This window comes from Pseudomonas sp. 3A(2025) (assembly GCF_054589175.1).
The window spans coordinates 1-20,800 of record NZ_BAAILM010000032.1; the positions used below are offsets into that span (position 1 = coordinate 1).

The 20,800-nt window shown below is 61.6% G+C and carries 18 protein-coding genes and 2 pseudogenes; 12 read left to right on the forward strand and 8 right to left on the reverse strand.

What is annotated here, in order from left to right:
• Positions 1-348 precede the first annotated feature (348 nt).
• Positions 349-1,188: an alpha/beta fold hydrolase gene (locus ACYP2A_RS12235; RefSeq protein ID WP_459745259.1), complete on the reverse strand. Its 840-nt coding sequence runs from the start codon at positions 1,186-1,188 to the stop codon at positions 349-351.
• Positions 1,189-1,203: 15 nt separating this feature from the next.
• Positions 1,204-2,481: an OprD family porin gene (locus ACYP2A_RS12240; RefSeq protein WP_459745260.1), complete on the reverse strand. Its 1,278-nt coding sequence runs from the start codon at positions 2,479-2,481 to the stop codon at positions 1,204-1,206.
• 284 nt (positions 2,482-2,765) lie between these two features.
• Here ACYP2A_RS12240 and ACYP2A_RS12245 point away from each other — a divergent pair, with 284 nt between their 5' ends.
• Both ACYP2A_RS12245 and pcaF read left to right on the forward strand, forming a co-directional pair.
• A complete protein-coding gene (locus ACYP2A_RS12245; RefSeq protein WP_459745261.1) occupies positions 2,766-4,145 on the forward strand; it encodes an MFS transporter in 1,380 nt (459 codons plus the stop codon).
• Entirely contained in the window at positions 4,145-5,350 is a 1,206-nt protein-coding gene (gene pcaF, locus ACYP2A_RS12250) for a 3-oxoadipyl-CoA thiolase (RefSeq protein WP_459745262.1), read from the forward strand. Before ACYP2A_RS12245 ends, pcaF begins: the two co-directional genes overlap by 1 nt.
• 17 nt (positions 5,351-5,367) lie before the next feature.
• Here pcaF and ACYP2A_RS12255 read toward each other — a convergent pair whose 3' ends face one another.
• Positions 5,368-5,991: a LysE family translocator gene (locus ACYP2A_RS12255; protein WP_459745263.1), complete on the reverse strand. Its 624-nt coding sequence runs from the start codon at positions 5,989-5,991 to the stop codon at positions 5,368-5,370.
• A 99-nt stretch (positions 5,992-6,090) separates the two neighbouring features.
• On the opposite strand from ACYP2A_RS12255, the gene pdxR reads away from it, so the two are divergent.
• A complete protein-coding gene (gene pdxR / locus ACYP2A_RS12260; protein WP_459745264.1) occupies positions 6,091-7,581 on the forward strand; it encodes a MocR-like pyridoxine biosynthesis transcription factor PdxR in 1,491 nt (496 codons plus the stop codon).
• Here pdxR and ACYP2A_RS12265 read toward each other — a convergent pair.
• Complete coding sequence (locus ACYP2A_RS12265; RefSeq protein WP_459745265.1) at positions 7,542-9,521, reverse strand: hypothetical protein; 1,980 nt, start codon at positions 9,519-9,521, stop codon at positions 7,542-7,544. The two genes, pdxR and ACYP2A_RS12265, sit on opposite strands and share 40 nt — an antisense overlap.
• A 216-nt stretch (positions 9,522-9,737) precedes the next feature.
• Between ACYP2A_RS12265 and ACYP2A_RS12270 the strand changes: the two are divergent.
• The 3 genes and pseudogenes from ACYP2A_RS12270 to ACYP2A_RS12280 all read left to right on the forward strand — a co-directional run.
• Positions 9,738-10,253, forward strand: a pseudogene (locus ACYP2A_RS12270) (MCP four helix bundle domain-containing protein); the annotation flags it as partial.
• A gap of 417 nt (positions 10,254-10,670) precedes the next feature.
• Positions 10,671-11,375: a methyl-accepting chemotaxis protein gene (locus tag ACYP2A_RS12275; protein ID WP_459745712.1), complete on the forward strand. Its 705-nt coding sequence runs from the start codon at positions 10,671-10,673 to the stop codon at positions 11,373-11,375.
• Between the two features lie 87 nt (positions 11,376-11,462).
• The gene (locus ACYP2A_RS12280; RefSeq protein WP_459745266.1) at positions 11,463-12,158 is read left to right on the forward strand and encodes a tRNA (adenine(22)-N(1))-methyltransferase; all 696 of its coding nucleotides are present in this window, start codon (positions 11,463-11,465) and stop codon (positions 12,156-12,158) included.
• A gap of 8 nt (positions 12,159-12,166) precedes the next feature.
• Here the strand turns inward: ACYP2A_RS12280 and ACYP2A_RS12285 are convergent, their stop codons facing one another.
• Together ACYP2A_RS12285 and ACYP2A_RS12290 are read right to left on the reverse strand one after the other, a co-directional pair.
• Positions 12,167-13,642, reverse strand: a complete 1,476-nt coding sequence (locus tag ACYP2A_RS12285) for a methyl-accepting chemotaxis protein (RefSeq protein ID WP_459745267.1) — start codon at positions 13,640-13,642, stop codon at positions 12,167-12,169.
• A gap of 88 nt (positions 13,643-13,730) precedes the next feature.
• Positions 13,731-14,552, reverse strand: a complete 822-nt coding sequence (locus tag ACYP2A_RS12290) for a TatD family hydrolase (protein ID WP_459745268.1) — start codon at positions 14,550-14,552, stop codon at positions 13,731-13,733.
• Positions 14,553-14,745: 193 nt separating this feature from the next.
• On the opposite strand from ACYP2A_RS12290, the gene ACYP2A_RS12295 reads away from it, so the two are divergent.
• The 3 genes from ACYP2A_RS12295 (at position 14,746) to ACYP2A_RS12305 (ending at position 17,214) form a co-directional block, all read left to right on the forward strand.
• Positions 14,746-16,188, forward strand: a complete 1,443-nt coding sequence (locus ACYP2A_RS12295; RefSeq protein ID WP_459745269.1) for an MltF family protein — start codon at positions 14,746-14,748, stop codon at positions 16,186-16,188.
• A gap of 104 nt (positions 16,189-16,292) precedes the next feature.
• Complete coding sequence (locus tag ACYP2A_RS12300) at positions 16,293-16,733, forward strand: DoxX family protein (RefSeq protein ID WP_459745270.1); 441 nt, start codon at positions 16,293-16,295, stop codon at positions 16,731-16,733.
• Between the two features lie 157 nt (positions 16,734-16,890).
• Positions 16,891-17,214 (forward strand): class I SAM-dependent methyltransferase, encoded by a 324-nt coding sequence (locus tag ACYP2A_RS12305; protein ID WP_459745271.1) that lies wholly within the window; start codon positions 16,891-16,893, stop codon positions 17,212-17,214.
• Here the strand turns inward: ACYP2A_RS12305 and greB are convergent.
• Positions 17,190-17,696 carry a transcription elongation factor GreB gene (greB, locus tag ACYP2A_RS12310; RefSeq protein WP_459745272.1) on the reverse strand — a complete coding sequence of 169 codons (507 nt, stop codon included), beginning with the start codon at positions 17,694-17,696 and terminating at the stop codon, positions 17,190-17,192. The genes ACYP2A_RS12305 and greB overlap by 25 nt on opposite strands.
• A 126-nt stretch (positions 17,697-17,822) precedes the next feature.
• Here greB and ACYP2A_RS12315 point away from each other — a divergent pair.
• From ACYP2A_RS12315 to ACYP2A_RS12325, 3 genes and pseudogenes are all read left to right on the forward strand, one after another.
• A pseudogene (locus ACYP2A_RS12315) lies at positions 17,823-18,854 on the forward strand (cache domain-containing protein); the annotation flags it as partial.
• A gap of 48 nt (positions 18,855-18,902) precedes the next feature.
• Entirely contained in the window at positions 18,903-19,712 is an 810-nt protein-coding gene (locus tag ACYP2A_RS12320; protein WP_459745713.1) for a methyl-accepting chemotaxis protein, read from the forward strand.
• A gap of 42 nt (positions 19,713-19,754) precedes the next feature.
• Positions 19,755-20,219: a hypothetical protein gene (locus ACYP2A_RS12325; protein ID WP_459745273.1), complete on the forward strand. Its 465-nt coding sequence runs from the start codon at positions 19,755-19,757 to the stop codon at positions 20,217-20,219.
• 15 nt (positions 20,220-20,234) lie between these two features.
• Here ACYP2A_RS12325 and ACYP2A_RS12330 read toward each other — a convergent pair.
• On the reverse strand, positions 20,235-20,800 hold a 566-nt coding region (locus ACYP2A_RS12330), incomplete at its 5' end, for a polyprenyl synthetase family protein (protein WP_459745274.1).

Genomic DNA, 20,800 nt, shown 5'->3' on the forward strand with positions numbered 1-20,800 from the left:
GCGAAATCCATCGATGCCGTCGATGTAGTCCTTGACCGCTGTGATTTTGAACTGCGTAGAGTACTTGCCCATGAAAACACCCCAGAAAGTCAGATGGGTGTCCAACTTTTGGGGTGCAGATCAAATTGTAGGAGGCAGCTCTGCTGGCGATTGAGCGCGAAGCGCTCACAGAGATTTCTGAAACGCTGACATTTTACGACTGCTAGTGCAGCCGATCGCGAGCAGAGCTCCCTCCTACATCCAATGTTTGCTGCGCGACAGCGCGGCGCCGTGGCGACGAGTGATCTCCTACAAGTCCGTGCCGAAGCTTAACTGATCGGCATTAGGCGTTTGCCGGTTTTTTTGGGCTCATTTTTTTAGCGTATCGGCCCAGTCGGCAATCGCATCGGCGGTCTCGCGGGGCTTCTCGGCCGGCAGGGCGTGGCTGGCATTCGGCACCACGCGCACGGTAACCCGCTCGCCAAACTCTTCCTTGACCTCCATGCGCGAACTCTCCGGGCGGAACGGGTCGGCGCCGGCTTGCAGGTCCAGCATCGGCGCGCTGCCGCCGGCCCACCAGCTGTCTTGCTTGGTCAGCGTGCGCGCCGCGCGCTGGCTTTCGGTGACTGCCGGGTACCAGCCTTCCAGCCAATGGCTCGGGTCGTTGCCCGGCGCGAAGAACGCCAGGCGCAGGCCTGCCAGCTTCTGTTCGCGGGTGGCGCTCGGGGCGTTGATCATGGTGATCGCATCGGACAGTTCCGCCGGCCATTTGCGCGCACCGCCGGCCAGCAGCACCACGCCTTTGACTTGTGCCGGGTGGTCGGCGGCGAGGGTCTTGGCGATCCACTGGCCGTAGGCGTGGCCGGCGACAATCGCCGAGCCGCCTTCGGCGTTGATGACGGCGGCAAAGTCATTGGCGAAGTCATGAAAGGTCGCGCCCTTCATGGGGCCGTGCGAGCCGCCGATACCGCGTGGTTCCGGCAGCGCCACGCGATAGCCGCGTTCTACCAGCCTGTCGGCCAGCGGGCTGAATTCGGCGGTGCCGCGTCCGGTGGAGGCGATCAGCAGCACCAAGGGGCCGGCGCCTTGCACGGAGTAGGCAATCGTGGACTGCGGGGTGGTTACCGATTTGGTGTCCATTTGCGCCGCCAGTGCCAGCGGCGTCAAAGCCATGAGACCGGTCAGGCTCAAGGTGCGAATACAGGTCATGGTCATCCGTCCGTTTCAGAATTTGAAGGTGTAATCGACGATCAGCCGATCCTGGTCGCTGTCGCGGGTGTAGTTATTGCGCATCACCCCATGCCGCCAGCGTATGCCCAGGTCCTTGAAGGTGCCGCTTTGCACGACATAGCCCAGATCGGTGTCCAGCTCGCGCTCCTTGCCTTCGTAGGCAACCCGTACCACCTCGGCCTGGTCGGATTTCACATAGCGCAGGGTGAACAGCAGGCCGGGCACGCCGATGGCCGAGAAGTCATAGTCGTAGCGCAGCAGCCACGAGCGCTGTTCGGCCTTGGTGAAGTTGGTGACCATCAATTCGGTGAGCAGGTAGGTCGCGGTGCCGTCCAGAAACGGGAAGGCGCCGTCACCCTTGATCTTCTGGTAGCCGCCTTGCAGCGTGTGCCCCGCCAGGCTGTAGCCACCTATGCCGCTGTAGACCGTATTATCGATGTGCCCGGCCTCGGCGCCGCCAATGTCGCCGGAGGAGAACAGGCGCACATCACCGACCACATTGCCCGGCCCGAACGGCACCTTGGCCTTGAGCCCGAGGTAGTGTTGGCCGTAGACGTTTTCGAGCTGTCCGTAGTGGTAGCTGAGGTTCAGTTGCGGGCTCAGTTGATAATCCACAGCGGCGAAATTGAAGGCATTGCCTCTCGAGGTTTGCACGTACTGGCCGCTGCCGTAGGCGATGCTGATGTCCTGGTAATCGGTCGAGTCGCGCTGGCGCACCTTGTCCAGACGCCCGGCCGACAGGGTCAGCTTGTCGAAGGCCTTGCTGGTGATCTGCGCGCCCTCGAACCCTTGGGTAAACAAGCGCGTAGAGCTGGGTTGCAGCACGCCCAGGCTCGGCGTCAAGGCGCCGTATTGCACGACAGTGTCGCGGTACAGCCGCACCTTGCCGGTCAGCGCCAGTTTTGAGTATTCGTCCTGGGCGCGCCTGGAATAGCTCGGCCCGCCGCTGCGTGCCTGCGCATCGCGGGCCAGCAGGCCGGAGCCGCTGCGGTCGGGGCTCGAGTCCAGCTTGATGCCGACCATCAGCGCCGCATCCAGACCGAAGCCGATATCGCCTTCGGTAAAGCCGGAGAGGTACTTGAAGGTCAGGCCCTGCGCCCATTCCTGCACCTTGTTTTGCCCCGGGTCTTCGCGGTAATCGTTGCTGAACCAGAAATTTCGGGTGTCGATCGAGGCCTTGCCGTCTTTGAGAAAGTCGGCGTGCGCGGCGCTGAGCGCCAACGCGTTCACCACCCCAATGGCCAGGGCGGTTTTGCACAGTTTTATTGTCATTGTTATTCGCCTGAATTCATCGTATCGGAGCCCGCTTATGCCGCGCCGCAGTGATGCCGCGCACAAGCAATGCTGGCGAGCATTACCGGATAAGTGAATTTAAAAGTCAATAGGTCATACAAATGACCTATTGACTTTTGTGAGGGCCGGCGCGTTAAATCATTCCGCTGCGGCTGCACGACGTGGCTCGAATGCGTCAAGCTGTCCTTCCCTGAGGGAGGGTCATCGACAGGGGCGACGACCCCCGGCTGGCGTCTTATATAAAAACAACAGGGTTATCTACGATGAACACAGTCCGTCAGGATGCAAAAATCGGCACCGCTGTGGAGACCGAGGCGCAATTCGCCGATCGGACCTTCGCCAGGGTCAAGTGGAAGATTCTCCCGCTGTTGATCATCTGTTACGTGCTGGCCTTGATTGACCGCAACGTCATCGGCTTTGCCCGTCTGGGGTTCATGCATGACCTGGGCTTCAACGAGGTGGTCTACGGCATCGGCGCCGGGATCTTCTTCATCGGCTACATCCTGTTCGAGATCCCCAGCAACCTGATGCTGCAACGCATCGGCTTTCGCAAGACGGTGCTGCGCATCATGGTCCTGTGGGGCATCGCTTGCGCGGCCTTTGCCATGATGGAGAGCCAGACCGAGTTCTACATTTTCCGCTTCCTGCTCGGCGCTGCCGAGGCCGGCTTCTTTCCGGGCGTGTTGCTGTTTCTGACCCTGTGGGTGCCGCGTCATCGCCGCGCCAGCGTGACCGCGCTGTTCATGGCGGCGCTGCCATTGGCCGGCATTCTGGGCGGGCCGTTCGCCGGTTCGATCATGCAGCATATGGACGGCACGTTCGGCCTCAAGGGCTGGCAGGTGCTGTTTATCGTCGCCGGCCTGCCGGCGTGTGTCATGGGCGTGATCGCCTACCTGATGCTGGATAACTCGCCCGCCGAGGCCAAATGGCTCAGTGCGCAAGAGAAGCAGGTCATCAAGGACGAACTGGCCAAAGACGCTGCCGCAACCACCAGCAAACACCACTCGTTGCTCGATGCACTGAAAGATCGCCGCGTGTACGTGCTGGCGTTTACGGCGCTGTCGGTGTTCAGCGGGGCGGTGGCTGCCGCGTTCTGGGTGCCGACCATTATCAAGCGCACCGGGGTCACCGACCTGTTCCACGTCGGCCTGTTGTCTGCGCTGCCGTTTCTGGTCGGTATGGTCGTGCAGTTTCTGGTGGGTCGGCATTCCGACAAAGTCATGGAGCGTCGCTGGCACGTGGCGATCTGCCTGAGCGTTTCGGCCGTTGGCTGGCTGTCGCTGTCCTTTGTGCAGCCCTCGACCGGTGTGTCGGTGGCTTTGCTGATCGTCGCCACCGCCGCCGTCCTGGGTGCCACCGGGCCGTTCTGGACCTTGCCCGGCAGCCTGCTGACCGGTAAGGCCGCCGCCGGCGCTATCGCTTTGGTCACTACCTTGTCGGGGATCGGCAACGTGTTTTTGCCGGTGCTGGTCGGCTGGCTGATTGAAGTCACCGGCAGCCTGGCGGCTTCTCAGGTCACCTATGGCCTGCTGATGTTCGCCGGCGCCGCGGCCATTGTGCTCGGCACACCGCCTGAAGCGGGCAAACCAGTGGCTGTCGTTGCACCAACACCTGCACCTGCGCTCGAACAAGGAAAATCCTGATGAGCCGTGATGTCTTTATCTGTGACGCCGTACGTACCCCGATCGGCCGCTTTGGCGGTGGCTTGTCGGGCTTACGCAGCGATGATCTGGCGGCCGTGCCGATCAAGGCGCTGATCGCCCGTAACCCGTCGATTGACTGGGCGACGATCGACGAGGTGTTTCTCGGCTGTGCCAATCAGGCCGGCGAAGACAACCGCAATGTCGCACGCATGGCGGCGCTGCTGGCCGGGCTGCCCGAGTCGGTGCCGGGCGTCACCCTCAATCGCTTGTGTGCTTCTGGCATGGATGCGGTGGGCACGGCGTTTCGGGCGATTGCCAGCGGCGAGATGGAGCTGGTGATTGCCGGTGGTGTGGAGTCGATGTCGCGTGCACCGTTTGTGATGGGCAAGGCCGATGCTGCGTTTTCGCGCAGCATGAAGCTGGAAGACACCACCATCGGCTGGCGCTTCGTCAACCCGCTGATGCAGGCGCAGTACGGTGTGGATTCGATGCCCGAGACCGGCGATAACGTTGCCGAGCAGTTCGGCATCGACCGTGCTGACCAGGATGCGTTTGCCGTGCGCAGCCAGCAGCGTGCGGCGGCTGCGCAGCACGCGGGCTTTTTCGCTGAAGAAATTGTGCCGGTCACGGTGCGCAGCAAGAAAACCGAAATCGTGGTCGATCAGGACGAACACCTGCGGCCTGACACCACCTTGCTGACCCTGCAAGGCCTCAAGCCGGTCAACGGCCCCGGCAAAACCGTCACCGCCGGCAATGCCTCGGGCGTCAACGATGGCGCTGCGGCGATGATTCTGGCTTCGGCCGACGCCGTGGCCCGATACGGCCTGACGCCGCGCGCCAAAGTGCTGGGCATGGCCAGCGCCGGCGTGGCGCCGAGGGTCATGGGCATGGGTCCTGTGCCTGCAGTGCAAAAGTTGCTGGCCAGGCTGGACATGAGCATCAGCGATTTTGACGTGATCGAGCTCAACGAAGCCTTCGCCAGCCAGGGCCTGGCGGTATTGCGCGGGCTGGGGCTGGCGGACGACAGCCCGAAGGTCAACCCGCACGGTGGCGCCATTGCCTTGGGGCATCCATTGGGCATGAGCGGCGCACGGCTGGTCATGACCGTGGTTCATGCGCTTGAAACCCGCGATGAGCAATTTGGTTTGGCAACCATGTGCGTGGGGGTAGGGCAGGGGCTGGCCATCGCGCTGGAGCGGGTATAAATCACCACGCAGCGCCTTTACGCCGTGCTGCCCATCACGACGCCGAAAGTCACTAACACAGCCCCGGTGATGCGCTTGCCCCACAAGGCCGCACCGGGCCTGGCCAGACGGTCCGCCATCTTCTTTGCCGTCAGCGCATAGGTGCCTGACACCAGCAGCTTGATCAGCAGCAACAGCAGAATCAGGCCCGGCACGGTGCCGAGACTGGATTCCTGCGGGTTGCCCAAAAACTGCGGCAGCAAGGCCGAGAAAAACAGAATCGCCTTTGGGTTGCTGATCCCGACCACAAACGACTTGCCCCACAGCACTGACAGCCGCTCCGGCAAGGCCGGCTGTGCGCTGTTCAAGCCGCTGCCTTGCGCCCGGCGAAACTGCTGAATACCCAGCCACACCAGGTACGCCGCACCCGCCAGTTTGATGGCGATGAACACGCCCGGATTGGCGACCAGCACGGCATCGATCCCCAGCAATGAGCACGTCGCAAGTACGGCAATCGCCAGCAAGTCGCCGGTGAGTATCCACACCGCCCGGCCTGGGCCATAGACCAGCGCATTGTTGATCAGATAGATCGTCGAAGGCCCCGGCGAGCCTACCTGAACCACCGCGATCAACGCGAATAAAACATAGTCTGTAAGCGACATGGCAAACCCTTGGCTGAACCCATTGCAGAGATGCCGCTACACTACGGCGCAATCGGTACAGTCAGAAGTGCCATATAAGCCAGTCGGGTATGGACCATTATGGGCAAAGGTAAAGTCACCCTGGCGATGGATCTGCCATTGCCCGCGCACGGCAGCGGCGCGACCAAGCAGGAACGCGCCTACCTGGCGATACGCGATGCGATTCTCAAAGGCCTGCTGCAGGCGGATGACCGCTTGCCGTCGACACGGGGGCTGGCGCAACGCTGGGCGATCGCCCGCGGCACCCTCGAAAATGTCTTCGAGCGCCTGCAACTGGAGGGCTATATCACCCGTCAGGTCGGTTCCGGCAGCCGTGTCAGCGCCGTGATTCCGGACAGTTACTTGAAGGCGGTCAGCGAGGCCCACACCACCCGGCTGCAGCCATCGCCGCCTCAAAAGCCGTCGGTGCGCGAGGGTGACAGGCTGCGGGCGCAGGTGGGTGTGCCGTTTGTGGCGCGCCTGGCCAATCCGCTGCTGATCGCCCCGAGTGAATGGGCTCTGCATTTGCAGCGGGCCATGGCGGCGATGCGGCCTGAGCAGATGTGCAGCGCCGAGCCACAAGGCTCATTGGCCTTGCGTGAGCAGATCGCCCGCTATCTGAGAAACCATCGCGGCATCGAGTGCCAGGCCGAGCAGTTGCTTATCACCAACGGCATTCGCCATGGCATCGATATGATCGCCCGCTGTTTACTGGAGCCCGGCGACAAGGTCTGCGTCGAAGACCCAGGCTACGCGGCGGTGCACCGGATCTTCGAAGAGGCGGGCGCCACCTTGTGCTATGCGCCCATCGATGATGAAGGCCTCGACCTGCGCGGCCTCATCGAGCCACACAACTGTCGCCTGGCGTATGTCACCCCGGCGCATCAATCGCCCCTTGGCGTGGTCATGTCGGCCAGCCGGCGCCTGGCGCTGCTGGATTGGGCGCAGCGCCACGATGCCTGGATCATCGAGGACGATTACGACAGCGAATTCAATTACCAGGCGGCGCCGTTGCCGGCCCTGAAGTCCATCGACTCCATGCACCGGGTGGTGTACTGCGGCAGTTTCAATCAGGCGCTGTTTTCCAACCTGAGGCTCGGTTACCTGCTGGCGCCACCGGTTCTGCACAACCGCATTCTGGCGCTCTGGCGCACGGTCGGGCGCAGTGTCGGGGTCTCGGAGCAACTGGGCCTGGCGCAGTTCATGAGCGGCCCGGCCTTTTTGCGGCACCTGCGCCGCGCCCGCCAGGAATACCAGACCTTGCGCGACATCGTCCTGGACACCCTGAAGGCTGAAGCGCCGGGCTGCTATCGCATCAGCGGCGAGCACGCGGGGTTTCACCTGATCCTCTGGCTGTCGCCTCAGCACGATGAACAGACCCTGATCGACGCAGCCGGGAAAGCCGGCTTGCGGCTGCAACCGCTCAGGCAATCGTGCCGGCAGATTCAGCTTGAACCTGCCTTTGTACTGGGATTTGCCGCGCTCACCCGCGCCCAGGCCCGTAACGCTGCCCGCACGTTGGGCCAGTTGCTTCACAGGTACTCGCTGTGCCGCTCGATCAATAGCTGCTGATCATGAAACGCCATGAACGGCATCAGCTTGTCGAACAGGGTGTCGCGTGCCGTTGCGGTTATCCAGTGGTCGTCATCGCCAACAGCTTCAAGCATGGCGCGCAGGACATAGTCGACATTAAGGTCTGGTTCGAGCATTGCCTCTTTTATCAGGTCGCCGACCGCTGTGCGAAGCTCGTCGCGATCATTGCACCGCGTGCCGATGCTCAGCGTTGAGGTCAGGTAACCGAGATGGCCGCGGCCGCCTTCAAGCAATAGCAGCAGAGCCTCGTACAGCCCGGCCCGTTGCGACGCGGTGAACCAGGCCCGGTTGCTTGAGCTGCTGATGTAAAACCCCTGAAGCGTCGTCAGGGTCTGATTGATGCCCAGCGCTCGATAATGGGCCGCCTCGACAAGCGGCACGCTGCGCACGTCGGTGAACGTCTCGGTGCCGCTCCAGAACTCAATCACGCGGGCCATTTCTCTGCGGGTGGCCAACGGGTGCAGCCAGTTGCGCCAGTAACGGCCGATTCGCTGTGCCCGCCAACGTCCTACAGCCGGGAACAGGTCGTTGATCAGCCATTGATAGGTGGTCATGCACGACCAGCCGGCTTTATTGAACGGCCAGCTTTGAGCGCTAAGCGGCTCCCAGAGGATTGCCACTTCAGCGGCGTGACAAAGCTCGACGCTGTCGGCGCCGAAGATAACCCCGTGGTAACCGGCGGCGGACACCGGCATCAAGCGGTTGGGCGCGTTGTGGAACATGTGCCATTCGGACGTACCGTTATCGGTGTCATGAACATTGGCAAATTCGAGCAATGCATTCCAGACCCAGGCCTTGACCTTGCAGAGCACCACGCGATGCCCCATCCATTTCACCAGCGGGAAATTCTGCGACTGCCAGTGCGCCTCGACTTCGCGCAGGCTCTGCAAGTAGGCGTGCGAAAACTCGTCCGCGACACTGGCCACTGCCTCGGCAGCCTGTCGGGGCAGCAGGAACCGGCAGTTTTTCAGGTCAATAATGTGGTTGTTGCCTTTGCTACCGGTCACACCCTGAAGAAACGGACGCACATCGGGCAGCAACGGCTCGCCGTGGTTGCCCAGAAAGTGCTTGAGCAACCACGCTTGATCCAGCCCCACCATGACGCCTTCGGTGTCCGGCATCTTGATCGAAACGATCGCTGACCCCGGATAGTCCTCGACGCTGGGCAAACAGGCCGAGATATCTATCCAGGGCTGGCGCAACGACCAGTACCGGCCAACGTTGTAACGGGTCGTGAGCTCTTCGTCGACGACCACACCCTTGGCCAGAAAGTCTTGCGCCAATGCCGCGACTTCAGGCCGCGGATCGGTAATGGCTTTGAGCAGCGTGTCGCGAAAGCCGACCTTCTGCATCCAGTGATTGCAGTACTGCTGGATGTCGGGACCGGAAAAGAACCGGGTCAGAATATCGGGGGCGTCCTTGAGCTTTTCGGTCAGGTGCTCGGCGGTCCACAGGTCGGCCTCGATGCCCTGCGCCAACAGTTTTTGATGCGCCGCCACCCAGGCCCGGTCCAGCGACTTGATCGAGCTTTGCGCCAGTATCAAGGTGAAGCGCCCGGCAACCGTTGCCCACTCATTGTCGAGAAAACGATCCACTGCCCGAGTGAGATCGGCGGCACCGAAACGCTGCCAGCATTTGCATTCGAACACGGCCAGGCGGTCGTGGTGCAGACGCTCGAAGGCAAAGATATCGATACCGTGTTGCGACACATTGCCCTTGTTGCCCAGACGCTGGCAGCCCACCAGGGTGTGGTCCTTCTGTAACAACCACCAGCACAGTTGCTCGAAGGTGTGCGCGTCCATGGTTTCGAACAGCAGGGTATTGAATGCCTTGGGCGCAATGTACTGCTGGGCCTTTATCGACGCATCGGCGCCAAGGTGTTTATCCCACTCCTGCGGGTAGCTTTGGTCAGTACTCATCGGACTCGGATCACGGCATGAGGCTTAAGAGGGAAGCATGCCGGGTTGCGTCGGATCAAGCCGGCATGCCGGCAAGGAGTTCAATTAGCAATAACTATCAATGATACCCGCAATATTAATTAGGCATTACGTACCCGCTCGGCTAACGTCGCCGCAAAGTCGATATCACTTTGATATCGGTTGTCTTGTTCCGTCGACCTCCGCCGAGTCCTGCGAATGAAAAAACCTCTTGCTCTCTCGACCCGCATTGGCCTCGCGTTTGCAGCCATCGTCTCGCTGCTGGTGCTGATCACCGCCGTGGGTATTCAGCGCGTTGGCTACATCGACCGCACGCTGGCCAATGTCAGTGACAACGCCGCGATGGTGCAGCGTTACGCGATCAACTTCCGTGGCAGTGTGCACAACCGGGCGATTGCCATCCGCGATGCGGTGCTGGTCGATAATCCGCAGGAGCTGGCGCGGCATCTGGCCGAGATCGCTCGCCTGGAAAAAGACTACGCCGACTCGGCCGCGCCTCTGGATCAACTGTTCAACGCACGCAATGTCAGCGCCGAAGAACGCGCCCTGCTGGCCGCGATCAAGGACATCGAACAGCAAACCCTGGCGTCCTCGCGCACATTGATTGACCTGCGTCAGGCCGGCGATATCGCCGGCAGCCAGGCGCTGTTGTTGCAGCGCACCTCCGGGCTGTACAGCGAATGGCTCAAGCGCATCAATGCGCTGATCGACGCCGAAGAGGCCTCGATCAAGACCCAGCTCAACGATGTGCAGGCCACTGCCAGTGCGTTTCGCGGCCTGATGCTGCTGGCGACCGGTGTTGCCTTGCTGCTGAGCATTTTGCTGGCCACGCAGATCATTCGTTTCGTCACCTCGACCCTGGGCGCCGAGCCGACCGAAGTGGCGCAGGCCATCGAACGTCTGGCCGCCGGCGATTTGCAGCAAACCCTGAGCACGCGCTACCCGGCCAGTGTGATGGGCGTACTCAAGGCCGCGCTGGCGCAGTTGGCGGAAACCATCACCCAGGTGCGCGTGGCGGCGCAGGAGGTCAGTCAGGCGTCGGTGCAGTTGACCGCCACTTCAGCGCAGAACAATGAGCACATCAGCCGCCAGACCCGTCAAGCCGAGCAGGTCGCGACGGCCATTACGCAAATGGCCTCGACGGTCAGCGAAGTCTCCGGGTACGCGTTGAAAGCAGCCAGTGCGACGCAGTTGGCCGACACCGAAGTGGCCAGCGGTAATCAATTGGTGGCAGACACGTCGCAATCCATCGAAGCGTTGGCGGCGACCCTGACCCAGACCACCGACACCGTCGAGCAAGTGTCGCGCGACAGCGAGCAGATCGAGACGGTGATCGAGGTGATCAATTCGATTGCCGCGCAAACCAACCTGCTGGCGCTGAACGCCGCCATCGAAGCCGCCCGCGCCGGCGAACATGGTCGCGGCTTTGCGGTGGTGGCCGACGAGGTACGCTCGCTGGCCAATCGTACCCAGCAGTCGACCCAGGAAATCCGCGACATGATCAGCACCCTGCAAAGCGGCACCGAGGCGGCGGCACAGAACATGCGCGACAGCTGCGAACTGGCCAGTCGCACGGTGGCCCAGACCCGTAATGCACAGGCGGCGCTGGCCAAGGTCCGTCACGAAGTGGGCGCCATCAACGACATGAACGCCCAGATCGCCAGCGCGGCGGTGCAGCAAAGCAGCGTGGCCGATGATGTGTCGAGAAACATCGGCCACATCCACGAACTCACCGTGCACACCGCCACCGGCTCCTCGCAGGTGGCCTCGGCCAGCGGCGAACTGGCGCAATTGGCCGGCCGACTGTCCGACAAGGTCTCGATGTTCAGGGTTTGAAATACGGCGCGTTGCCCGCTACAGTCGCGCCCCGATCCGGGCAACGCTGCCGGAGCACGCTGCCGGACCACACTGAAAGGAGCCGCCTTGAACGAACAGACCTTGTCCATGCGCCTGGAGCGCGTGGCGGCGCATGTGCCGGCCGGTGCGCGGCTGGGCGATATCGGCTCGGACCACGGCTATCTGCCGGTGGCATTGATGCGCCGGGGGGTGATCAGCGCAGCGGTGGCGGGAGAGCTGGCCGTGACACCGTTCCACGCCGCGCAACGCACCGTGCGTGACAACGACCTGCAGCAGTACATCACCGTGCGCCTGGCCGATGGTCTGGCCGCCCTCGAACCCGACGACGCGATCACCACGATCAGCCTGTGCGGCATGGGCGGCGAGACCATTCGCGACATTCTGGCCAGCGGCAAGGCGCGCCTGAGCGGCCAGGAGCGGCTGGTGATGCAGCCCAACGGCGGCGAGCAACCCTTGCGCCAATGGCTGATGGACAACGGCTACCGGATCCTCAGCGAAGAAGTACTGCATGAACACCGCTTCGACTACGAAATCATCGTCGCCGAGCGCACCGGGCCTGTGACCTATACGGCTCAGGAGCTGTATTTCGGCCCTCTACTGATGCAGGCCCGCAGCCCGGCATTCCTGGCCAAGTGGCAGCGCAAACTGCGTCAGAAGCACAAGGTGCTGGCCACGCTGGAAAAGGCCCGGCAAGCCGTGCCTGAGCAAAAGCTGCAGGCGATCCAGTGTCAGGTTCAGTGGATCAATCAACTATTGGCTTGATCCCCTGATCACAGGCGCAGCTGCCCGATCGAACGGTTCAGTTCGCCTGCCAGGGTTGCAAGGTCGGTGCTGGTCGTTGCGGAGTCCACCGTTTGTGACACGGTGCGATCGGTCACGTCACGGATACTGACCACGGCACGGTTCATCTCTTCAGCCACCTGGCTTTGCTGTTGCGCTGCCACCGCGATCTGGGTATTGCTTTCACGCATCTGCGCCACCGCATGGGCAATCGCCGCCAGCGCTTCGCCGGCTTCGCGGGCCTGTTGCACGCATTCATCGGCCTTGAACGAGCTGTCCTGCATGAAATCCACGGCATCGCGGGTGCCGGCCTGCAGGTCGCCGATCATGCTGGTGATCTCGTCGGTGGAGGTCTGCACGCGCTTGGCCAGGTTGCGCACTTCATCGGCCACCACGGCAAAGCCACGGCCCATTTCGCCGGCGCGGGCCGCTTCGATGGCAGCGTTGAGGGCCAGCAGGTTGGTCTGCTCGGCGATGCTGTGGATCACGTTGACCACGCCATTGATCTTCTGGCTGTCTTCGGCCAGGCGCTGGATCATCTCGGCGGTCTGCTGCACGCCACTGGACAGCCCGGCAATCGACAGTTGCACGCGGTCGACCACCACCTTGCCGCTGCCTGCCAGGGTGTCGGCGGTCTGTGACTGGTCACGGGTGGTGCTGGCGTGCTGGGCGATGTGGTAGACCGTGGCCGACATTTCGTTGATCGCGGTGGCCACCTGGTCGGTTTCGCTCTGCTGGCCGAGCATGCCCTGACGCACATTGCTCATGCCCGCCGCCAGATTGGCAGCGCCGCTGTCCAGGCGTGCGGCGGTTTGCGAGACGGTATTGACCACGCGCTGGTAGCCGGCCTGCATGGCGTTGAAGGCATTGGCCATCTGCCCGACTTCGTCCTGGCTGCCTTGTGGCGCCCGGGCCGACAGGTCACCGCTGCGTTCAACGTGCAGCATCACGTCCTTGAGGGCATTGAGCTGGCTGAGCAGAAAGCGGATCAGCAGTTGTGAGGCACACAACATCAGCACCATCAACACACCCACGGCCAGAGCGTATTGAGCAAAGCGCTCGATCAGCAACTGGCTGAAGGTCGGTGCAGAGGCTAATACCGCTATGCGCTGGCCATCGCTGCGCTCGATCACCTGGGCGCCGAACACCTGACGGTCCTTGAAGGGCGTATCGAGTTCGACCCAGCCGCGCGCCGAGGCCAGCGCCGGCAAGGATTGGCCGGCCAGCGACGGGGTCTGGCCGGCGGCGTAGGTCAGTGCATCGGCATCGGCGGGCAACGCTTGTGCGGCCGGCCACGCCGCCAGCAGTCGTGCCTGGCTTTCGACGGCCTGCCGAGCGCTGTCCTGGCGCGCGTGCTGCTCCAGTTGCAGGGCGTACAGCACCAGCATCAGGGTGGTGAAGAAGGCGACCGTATTCACGGCCCAGAACTTGTACTTCAACGAGAGGTTGCTAAGCCATGAGCCCATGAGTGGTCTTCTATTGGTCGTTTAAGGTATGCAGCAAGGTGATGTCACATTGCCTTAATCAACGATTCACGCCTTGATGTGGGTCAAGTTATTCGCAGGTTTCATCTGCCAGCGCCGGTAAACCGAAAAACGCCCGGGCGCAGGCGGTGCTGTGTTGTGCCAGATCCTCAAGACTTTCACCGCGATGCAGTGCCACTTCGCGCAGCACTTCGGTGAGGAATGCCGGCTCGTTACGGCCGTTTTTCGGCTTGGGCCGCAGGCTGCGCGGCAGCAGCCATGGCGCATCGCTTTCAAGCATCAGCCGCCCGCGCGGGATATCGCGCATCAGCGGGTGCAAATGACTGCCCCGGCGCTCGTCGCAGATCCAGCCGGTAATGCCGATGTGCAGGTCCAGATCCAGATAGCGATACAGCGTCTGTTGCTCGCCGGTAAAGCAGTGCACCACCGCCGCCGGCAGGTGGTCGCGGTAGTCGCGCAAGATGGCGAGCAAGCGTTCGCTGGCGTCGCGCTCATGCAGAAACACCGGGCGTTGCAATTGAGCCGCCAGCGCGAGGTGCGCATGCAGAACGCTCTCTTGTTGCGGGCGCGGCGAGAAATCGCGGTTGAAGTCCAGCCCGCATTCGCCCACGGCGCGTACGCGGTCTTCCTTGAGCAAGGCCTGCAAGCGGCGCTCGCTGTCGCTGTTCCATTCACTGGCCGAATGCGGGTGAATGCCGGCGGTGCAGAACAGCCGCTGAGCGCTTTCGTCCAGCTCATGGCACAGCTGCAGACTCTCTTCGCTGCCCGGCAAACTGGTGCCGGTCAGCACCATCTGGCTGACGCCTGCATCGCGTGCGCGCTGCAGTACCGCTGGTCGCTGCGAGGCGAAGCTTGAGTGGGTCAAGTTGACGCCGATGTCGATCAATTGCATGGTGCTACCTCAGGCCGAATGCCGAAGAGCATACCAGAGCCTGCAGAACGACCCGAAAACGCAGTGCATTCAACCACTTGAGCCGGACGGTTCAACGCTTTTGGCAACACCTGAAGGGACCTGGCCACAACGACGATGGCGAAAAAGGTCCTTTTTTCTGTCTGACCACCCTGGAATACCCCATGGAGAGCGAATGATCCGAGCCGCGCTTTTGTCGATTGTCTGCCTGTCGCTGACAGCCCCCCTGGCTGAAGCCCGGGAAACCCGTCAAAGCAGCCCGCATGCTGCGCAAAAACACCCGCAAGCCCGTAGTCAGCCCCGCGATTTGCCGGCCATTCGCACCAGCAAGGTGCTGCGCGTACTGGTCAACCAGAGCCGTAACAGCTCAGGCGACGTCAAGGGCCAGGAAATCGGTGTCGAGTATCACCGCCTGCAAGCCTACGAGCGTTACCTCAACAGCCAAGCCAAGGGTGGCCAGAAGGTCACCGTCAAGTTCATTCCCAAACCCAAGGACCAGTTGCTGGGTGCCCTGTTGCGTGGCGAAGGCGACCTGGTCGCGCCCAGCGAATTGCTCGATGAGCAGGCGGTGAAAGGGGTGGTGGCCAGCCGGGCAATTGTCGCCGATGTACCGTTGGTGCTGGTCAGTGCCAGTGGTCAACGCACCTTCAAACAGCTCGAACAGTTGTCCGGGCGTACCTTGAGCCTGCCCGCCGGCAGCGTGGCCGGTGCAGCCGTGCAGCGTCTGAATCAGCGTCTGGCACTGCGCAAGCTGGCGCCGGTGCACGTCGAATGGGCCGATTCCAGTCTGGCCGTAGAAGATGTACTGGAAATGGTTCAGGCCGGTATTTACCCGCTGACTCTGGTCGAACGGCCGATTGCCGAACGCTGGGCCAAGGTGATGCCCAAGCTGCGTGTGGATCGCAATCTCAAGTTCGGCACCGAAGGCGATATCAGCTGGTTCGTGCGCCAGGACGCCACGCTGTTGCGCGCCGATGTCGATCACTTTCTTGCCACCTATCAAGCGCCGGCCAATCAGAATCAGGCGTTCGAGAAGGCTTATAAAAGTCTGTACCGGGTCAACAGCCCGTTGGCGCGCAGCAACCTGCAACGTCTTGAGCAGTTGCGGCCGATCCTGCAACGCCATGGCGATGCCCAGGGTATCGACTGGCTGGATCTTGCGGCGCTGGCCTTCAAGGAATCGAAGCTGGACCCGAACGCCAAGGGCAGCGGCGGGGCGACCGGCCTGTTGCAGATCACGCCGTCAGCCGCCAAACGGGTCGGGGTCAGCAATATTCAGCATGCCGATGGCAATGTACAGGCGGCCTCGCGTTATATGGCGCTGATCCAGCGCAAGTTCTTCGCCAGTCCGAAAATCAATGAGCGCGAGCGCATGGCCTTTGTGCTGGCAGCCTATAACCTGGGCCCGGAGCGAGTGCAGAAGATGCGCCAGGAAGCCCGCCGTCGCGGCCTTAACCCGGACAAATGGTTTTTCCAGACCGAGCGCGTCGCCATGGAGCAGAACGGCATGGGCGTGGTCAGCTTCGTCAACAGTGTGAACAAGTACTACCTGGCCTTCGATCGCCAGCGCGAAGCATTGGAAGGTCAGCAGCAAGCGCGCTACGCCATGCGCAAGTAATCGATTTATTCGATCTTTATAACGCGTTTTTTGCGATTTTCATATTCGCTGGTTCGATTAAGATGGCGCCATTCCCGCTCATCTCCTAATTTGGAATCACGAAAATGAAAGCACTGATCAACAACGTTCTCGCCACCCGCGCAGGTTTCGGTCTGACCGCTGTACGCATCATCGTCGGCATTATCTTTATCGCCCACGGCAGCCAGAAGCTGTTTGGCGCCTTTGGTGGCTACGGGCTGGAAGGCACCGGGCAATGGATGGCCAGCATCGGCCTCAACCCCGGCTACCTGATGGCACTGCTGTCGGGCAGTGGCGAGTTCTTCGGCGGTCTGGCACTGCTGATCGGCCTGCTGGCACGCCCTGCTGCTGCGGTGCTGGTGTTCCTGCTGGTGGTCGCGATTGTCTCGGTGCACCTGAGTAATGGCCTGTTCATGGCCAACAACGGTTACGAATTTGCCCTGGCCTTGCTGGGCGGTGCTCTGGCGGTGCTGATCGAAGGCGCCGGCAAGCTGTCGCTGGACCGCGCCATCACCAACCGGATCTGATTTGACAATAATCGGGGGCGTCTCTAGGATTGCCCCCAGCGCCGATTTAACAACTACTTGCGGGGCGCCTGGCGAAAGCCGAAATACCGCTAAAACGTTGGTTCGGTGCCGCCTCCCACCGCTGCCAAGCGGAATCTGTGAGGCTGAGATTTTTGCCATGAGCCAATCGCTGCGCCAATCCCTTCGTCGTCCTCTGCGCCTGTCGCCCATCACCACCTACATCGGCCGCAAGAACCCGCGCATTCTGCTGGGTGGCACTCATCAGCCGACCCTGTTGCGCTACCTCGATGGCTGGCCGCGTAAAGGCGGCAAGGCCAGTGCCTTTCTGCTGCAGTTCGTCGACACCACTCAATCGCTTTCGGCTTACCGCAACGATCAGTTCGATCTGGCGGTGATCCACGCCCCCGATGCGGCCTGCGCCGCCAGCGTGATTCACGACCTGACGCGTATTGCCCGTCAAGGACTGATCACGCTCGGCTGAGCTTCATCGACCAACCGGTAGGCGATGCTGTTGATGTACCAGGTCGCCTGCCCCCCAGGAATCTGCACCACCACCTCGTCGTCCTGTTGCTTTTTAAGCAGAGCGCGGGCCATGGGTGAGTCGATAGAGATGTAATCGTTGCGGCCATAGATTTCGTCATGGCCGACAATGCGCAACTTGAGGGTTTGCCCCTCGTCACTTTCGATTTCGACCCAGGCGCCGAAGAACACCTTGCCTTCCTGCTGCGGCGAATAATCCACCACTTTTACATCTTCCAGGCGCTTGCGCAGGTAACGCACGCGACGGTCGATTTCGCGCAACAGTTTCTTGTTGTACTGGTAGTCGGCGTTCTCGCTGCGATCGCCCAGCGCCGCGGCCCAGGAGACCTTTTGCGTGATTTCCGGGCGATACACGCGCCACAAGTGATCCAGTTCGGCCTTGAGCTTGTCATGGCCTTCGCGGGTGATGATGTTGGTGGCCAAGCCGCCTCCTTGAATGTGACGATAATTAAGTCGAACAGAAAATATATAAAGCCGCTATCCAATTGATTTGGTTGCAGATAGCCATTACGGTGCGGGTAAAAACTTGTTAACCCTTCGTGCAGGAGCGTGCCGTTGAAAATTGTTCAGAAGGTCAGCCTGGCGGCCGCCGCCGTCTTGTTTCTAACCACCGGTTTATTGTCACTGACGCAAATCAGTCAGGTACGCGACTCGTTGTACAAGCAGACCGCAGCGAGCATCGGTGAGTCAAGCAGTGCGCTGGCGCGGCAGATCGAGAACTGGCTCAACGCCAAGCTCAAGCTGATGGACCTGACGGTGCAGAACATCGCCAGCAACTACAGCCCCGAGCAGATCGAGCGCAGTATCAACAGCCCGGTGCTCAAGGATGAATTCATCATGATCTTCGGCTCGCTGGCCAGCGACGGTACCACGTTGAAGAACCTCGACTCCTGGAAACCCAAGGCCGACTATGACGGCCGCACCCGGCCCTGGTACGCGCAAGGCAAGGCGTCCAGTCAGGCCGTGCTGACCGAACCCTACGTCGACACCACAAGCGGCGAAAACCTGATCTCGGCGGTGACCCCGCTGAGCAATGCCGGGCAGTTCAGTGGCGTACTGGGCGGCGACCTGCGCCTGAAAACCGTGGTCGATGCGGTCAATACCCTGGATTTCAACGGTGCCGGTTATGCGTTTCTGCTCAGCAAGAGCGGCAATATCATCTCTCACCCGAAGCCTGAGATGAACGGCAAGAATTACAGCGAGCTGTTTGGCGGCAAGCCGCCAGCGCTGAGTGGCAACCTGCAGGAGGTCAAGATCGATGGCCGCAACTTGCTGGTGTCGTTCACCCCGCTGACGCAACTGCGAGGCGCCGAGTGGTACATCGGCGTGGTGCTGGACGAAAAGATCGTCATGGCTGAGGCCGACAGCCTGACCTGGCGCGCCGCCATTGCCACCTTGCTTGGGGTGATTATCAGCCTGGTGGTGCTGGGGTCGTTCATGCGCCACCTGCTCAAGCCGCTGGACCTGTTGAACCGTTCGATCAAAGAGGTGAACAGCGGCGAGGGTGACCTGACCCGGCGCTTGCCGACCCATGGCAACGATGAAGTGGCGATCGTCTCCAAGGAGTTCAACGACTTTCTGCAAAGCCTGCAGAGTCTGGTCAGCCAGATTCTGGGCACCTCCAATCAGGTGCGCGAGAGCACGGCGCTGACGTCGCACGAGGCCAATCAGGCCGATAGCCGCTTGCAGCGTCAGTTGCAGGAGCTGGATCAACTGGCCACGGCCATGCAGGAAATGTCGTCGACCGCCGAAGACGTGGCGCGCAACGCGCAGGTGGCAGCGCAGGCGGCACTGGCCGCCAATCAGGAAGCCGAAAGCGGCGAACGCGTGGTGCTGCGCTCCACCGAGGCCATCAAGCACCTGGCTGTGGAAATGGAAGACACGGGGCAAGCGATTCTTGACCTGGCACGCCTGAGCGACAACATCGAATCGATTCTGGCGGTGATCACCAGTATTGCCGAGCAGACCAACCTGCTGGCCCTGAATGCTGCCATTGAAGCGGCGCGTGCCGGTGAGTCCGGGCGCGGCTTTGCCGTGGTTGCCGATGAGGTGCGCAGCCTGGCGTCACGTACGCAGAAGTCGACCCAGGAAATCCGTCAGATGATCGACCAGTTGCAATCGGGCGTGCGCCAGGCCGAGTCGCGCATGCAAAAAAGCCGCGACAGCGCCAGCAAGACCGCAGAAGAGGCCGGGGCGGCCAATGAAATGCTGACCCGCATCCGTCAGGCGATCGTGCACATCAATGACATGAACACCCAGATTGCGACCGCCGCCGAAGAGCAGAGCGCAACCACCGAAGAGATCAACCGCAACACCACCAATATTCGCGATATCAGCCATGAAGTGGTGGCCGGCGCCGAAGAGCAAGTGCGTCAATGTGCGTTGATGGGTGAGCAGGTTCAGCAGCAGAGTCATTTGCTGGGGCGGTTTAATGTGTAAAGTGGCCCGATAACAGATTGCCTATCCTGAGGAAAACGACCCATGCGTCTGGCCATTGCCGCTTTTGCCCTGCTGATCTCTTTCAATACGCTGGCCGATACGGCTGTGCAGCCCGTGGTCCGATGGACCCTGCTCGATCAACACGAGCAGGCCTACACCCTGGACGATCAGGCGCAGGTGTTGCTGGTTGCGCGCAGCATGTCGGCAGCCAGAATGGTCAATGCCGCGCTCGAAGATCAGCCGCCGGGTTATCTGGAAGCGCGCAAGGTGATCTACATCGCCGATATCGAAATGATGCCGTCACTGATGAAGCCGGTGATCGTGCCGGCCATGCGCTCGGCCAAATACCGGATTCTGCTCGATCAGGACGGCCGCGTGGCCGCCCGCTATGCCGGCGACCGCGACAGTGTGCAATGGCTGAAGCTGGACAAGGGCGTGGTTACCCAGGAGAAGCACTTCACCGAGGCCGAAGGCCTGGGCAAGGCGGTGGCCGAATTGGGCCGGTAATGCCCAAACCGTGCTTCAGGCCACGGTCGCCTTGTTGAAGATCATTTGCAGGTAGCGCGCCAGGTGCTGCTCACCGTCAAAGGCATCGTTCAGGTGCGCTTGTGCGGTACGCAGGTGCTGGTGCAGTTGCTGGGTGACTTTTTGCGGGCCGTACAGCGAGATAAAGGTTGATTTGCCTTCGTCCTTGCCCTGGTCCTTGGCGTTGTCGGGGTTGTTGTCCTGCAAGTCGTCGTACAGCTGAAAGGCCTGGCCCAGTTCCAGGGCAAAGCCTTGCAGGGCTGTGCGTTTTTCTGCGGCAGCGTCGCTGACCATCCACGCCATGTCCATGATCGCGCTGAACAGCACGCCGGTCTTGAGGGTGTTGGTGCGCGCGATCTGTTCGGCCGAGCGTTCGCCCTGGCCCTCTCGCAAGTCCTGAAACTGACCGCAGACCAAACCTTGCATGCCCACCGCGTTGGCCAGCACTTCGACCAGTTGCGTGCGGGTCGCAGGCGCCAGGTCGCTGACGCCTGCGACCACTGCAAAGGCGCGGCTCAACAGCGCCACAGCGGTAAGAATCGCGACATCCTGACCGAACTTGA

What these genes read in the sequence shown, in the direction of transcription:
- ACYP2A_RS12275 (WP_459745712.1), top strand. Translation starts at nt 10,671, where the DNA reads ATGGCCTCGACGGTCAGCGAAGTCTCCGGGTACGCGTTGAAAGCAGCC.
- ACYP2A_RS12290 (WP_459745268.1), bottom strand. Translation starts at nt 14,552, where the DNA reads ATGCAATTGATCGACATCGGCGTCAACTTGACCCACTCAAGCTTCGCC.
- ACYP2A_RS12245 (WP_459745261.1), top strand. Translation starts at nt 2,766, where the DNA reads ATGAACACAGTCCGTCAGGATGCAAAAATCGGCACCGCTGTGGAGACC.
- ACYP2A_RS12265 (WP_459745265.1), bottom strand. Translation starts at nt 9,521, where the DNA reads ATGAGTACTGACCAAAGCTACCCGCAGGAGTGGGATAAACACCTTGGC.
- ACYP2A_RS12300 (WP_459745270.1), top strand. Translation starts at nt 16,293, where the DNA reads ATGAAAGCACTGATCAACAACGTTCTCGCCACCCGCGCAGGTTTCGGT.
- ACYP2A_RS12240 (WP_459745260.1), bottom strand. Translation starts at nt 2,481, where the DNA reads ATGACAATAAAACTGTGCAAAACCGCCCTGGCCATTGGGGTGGTGAAC.
- pcaF (WP_459745262.1), top strand. Translation starts at nt 4,145, where the DNA reads ATGAGCCGTGATGTCTTTATCTGTGACGCCGTACGTACCCCGATCGGC.
- ACYP2A_RS12235 (WP_459745259.1), bottom strand. Translation starts at nt 1,188, where the DNA reads ATGACCTGTATTCGCACCTTGAGCCTGACCGGTCTCATGGCTTTGACG.
- ACYP2A_RS12285 (WP_459745267.1), bottom strand. Translation starts at nt 13,642, where the DNA reads ATGGGCTCATGGCTTAGCAACCTCTCGTTGAAGTACAAGTTCTGGGCC.
- ACYP2A_RS12295 (WP_459745269.1), top strand. Translation starts at nt 14,746, where the DNA reads ATGATCCGAGCCGCGCTTTTGTCGATTGTCTGCCTGTCGCTGACAGCC.
- ACYP2A_RS12325 (WP_459745273.1), top strand. Translation starts at nt 19,755, where the DNA reads ATGCGTCTGGCCATTGCCGCTTTTGCCCTGCTGATCTCTTTCAATACG.
- ACYP2A_RS12305 (WP_459745271.1), top strand. Translation starts at nt 16,891, where the DNA reads ATGAGCCAATCGCTGCGCCAATCCCTTCGTCGTCCTCTGCGCCTGTCG.
- pdxR (WP_459745264.1), top strand. Translation starts at nt 6,091, where the DNA reads ATGGGCAAAGGTAAAGTCACCCTGGCGATGGATCTGCCATTGCCCGCG.
- ACYP2A_RS12255 (WP_459745263.1), bottom strand. Translation starts at nt 5,991, where the DNA reads ATGTCGCTTACAGACTATGTTTTATTCGCGTTGATCGCGGTGGTTCAG.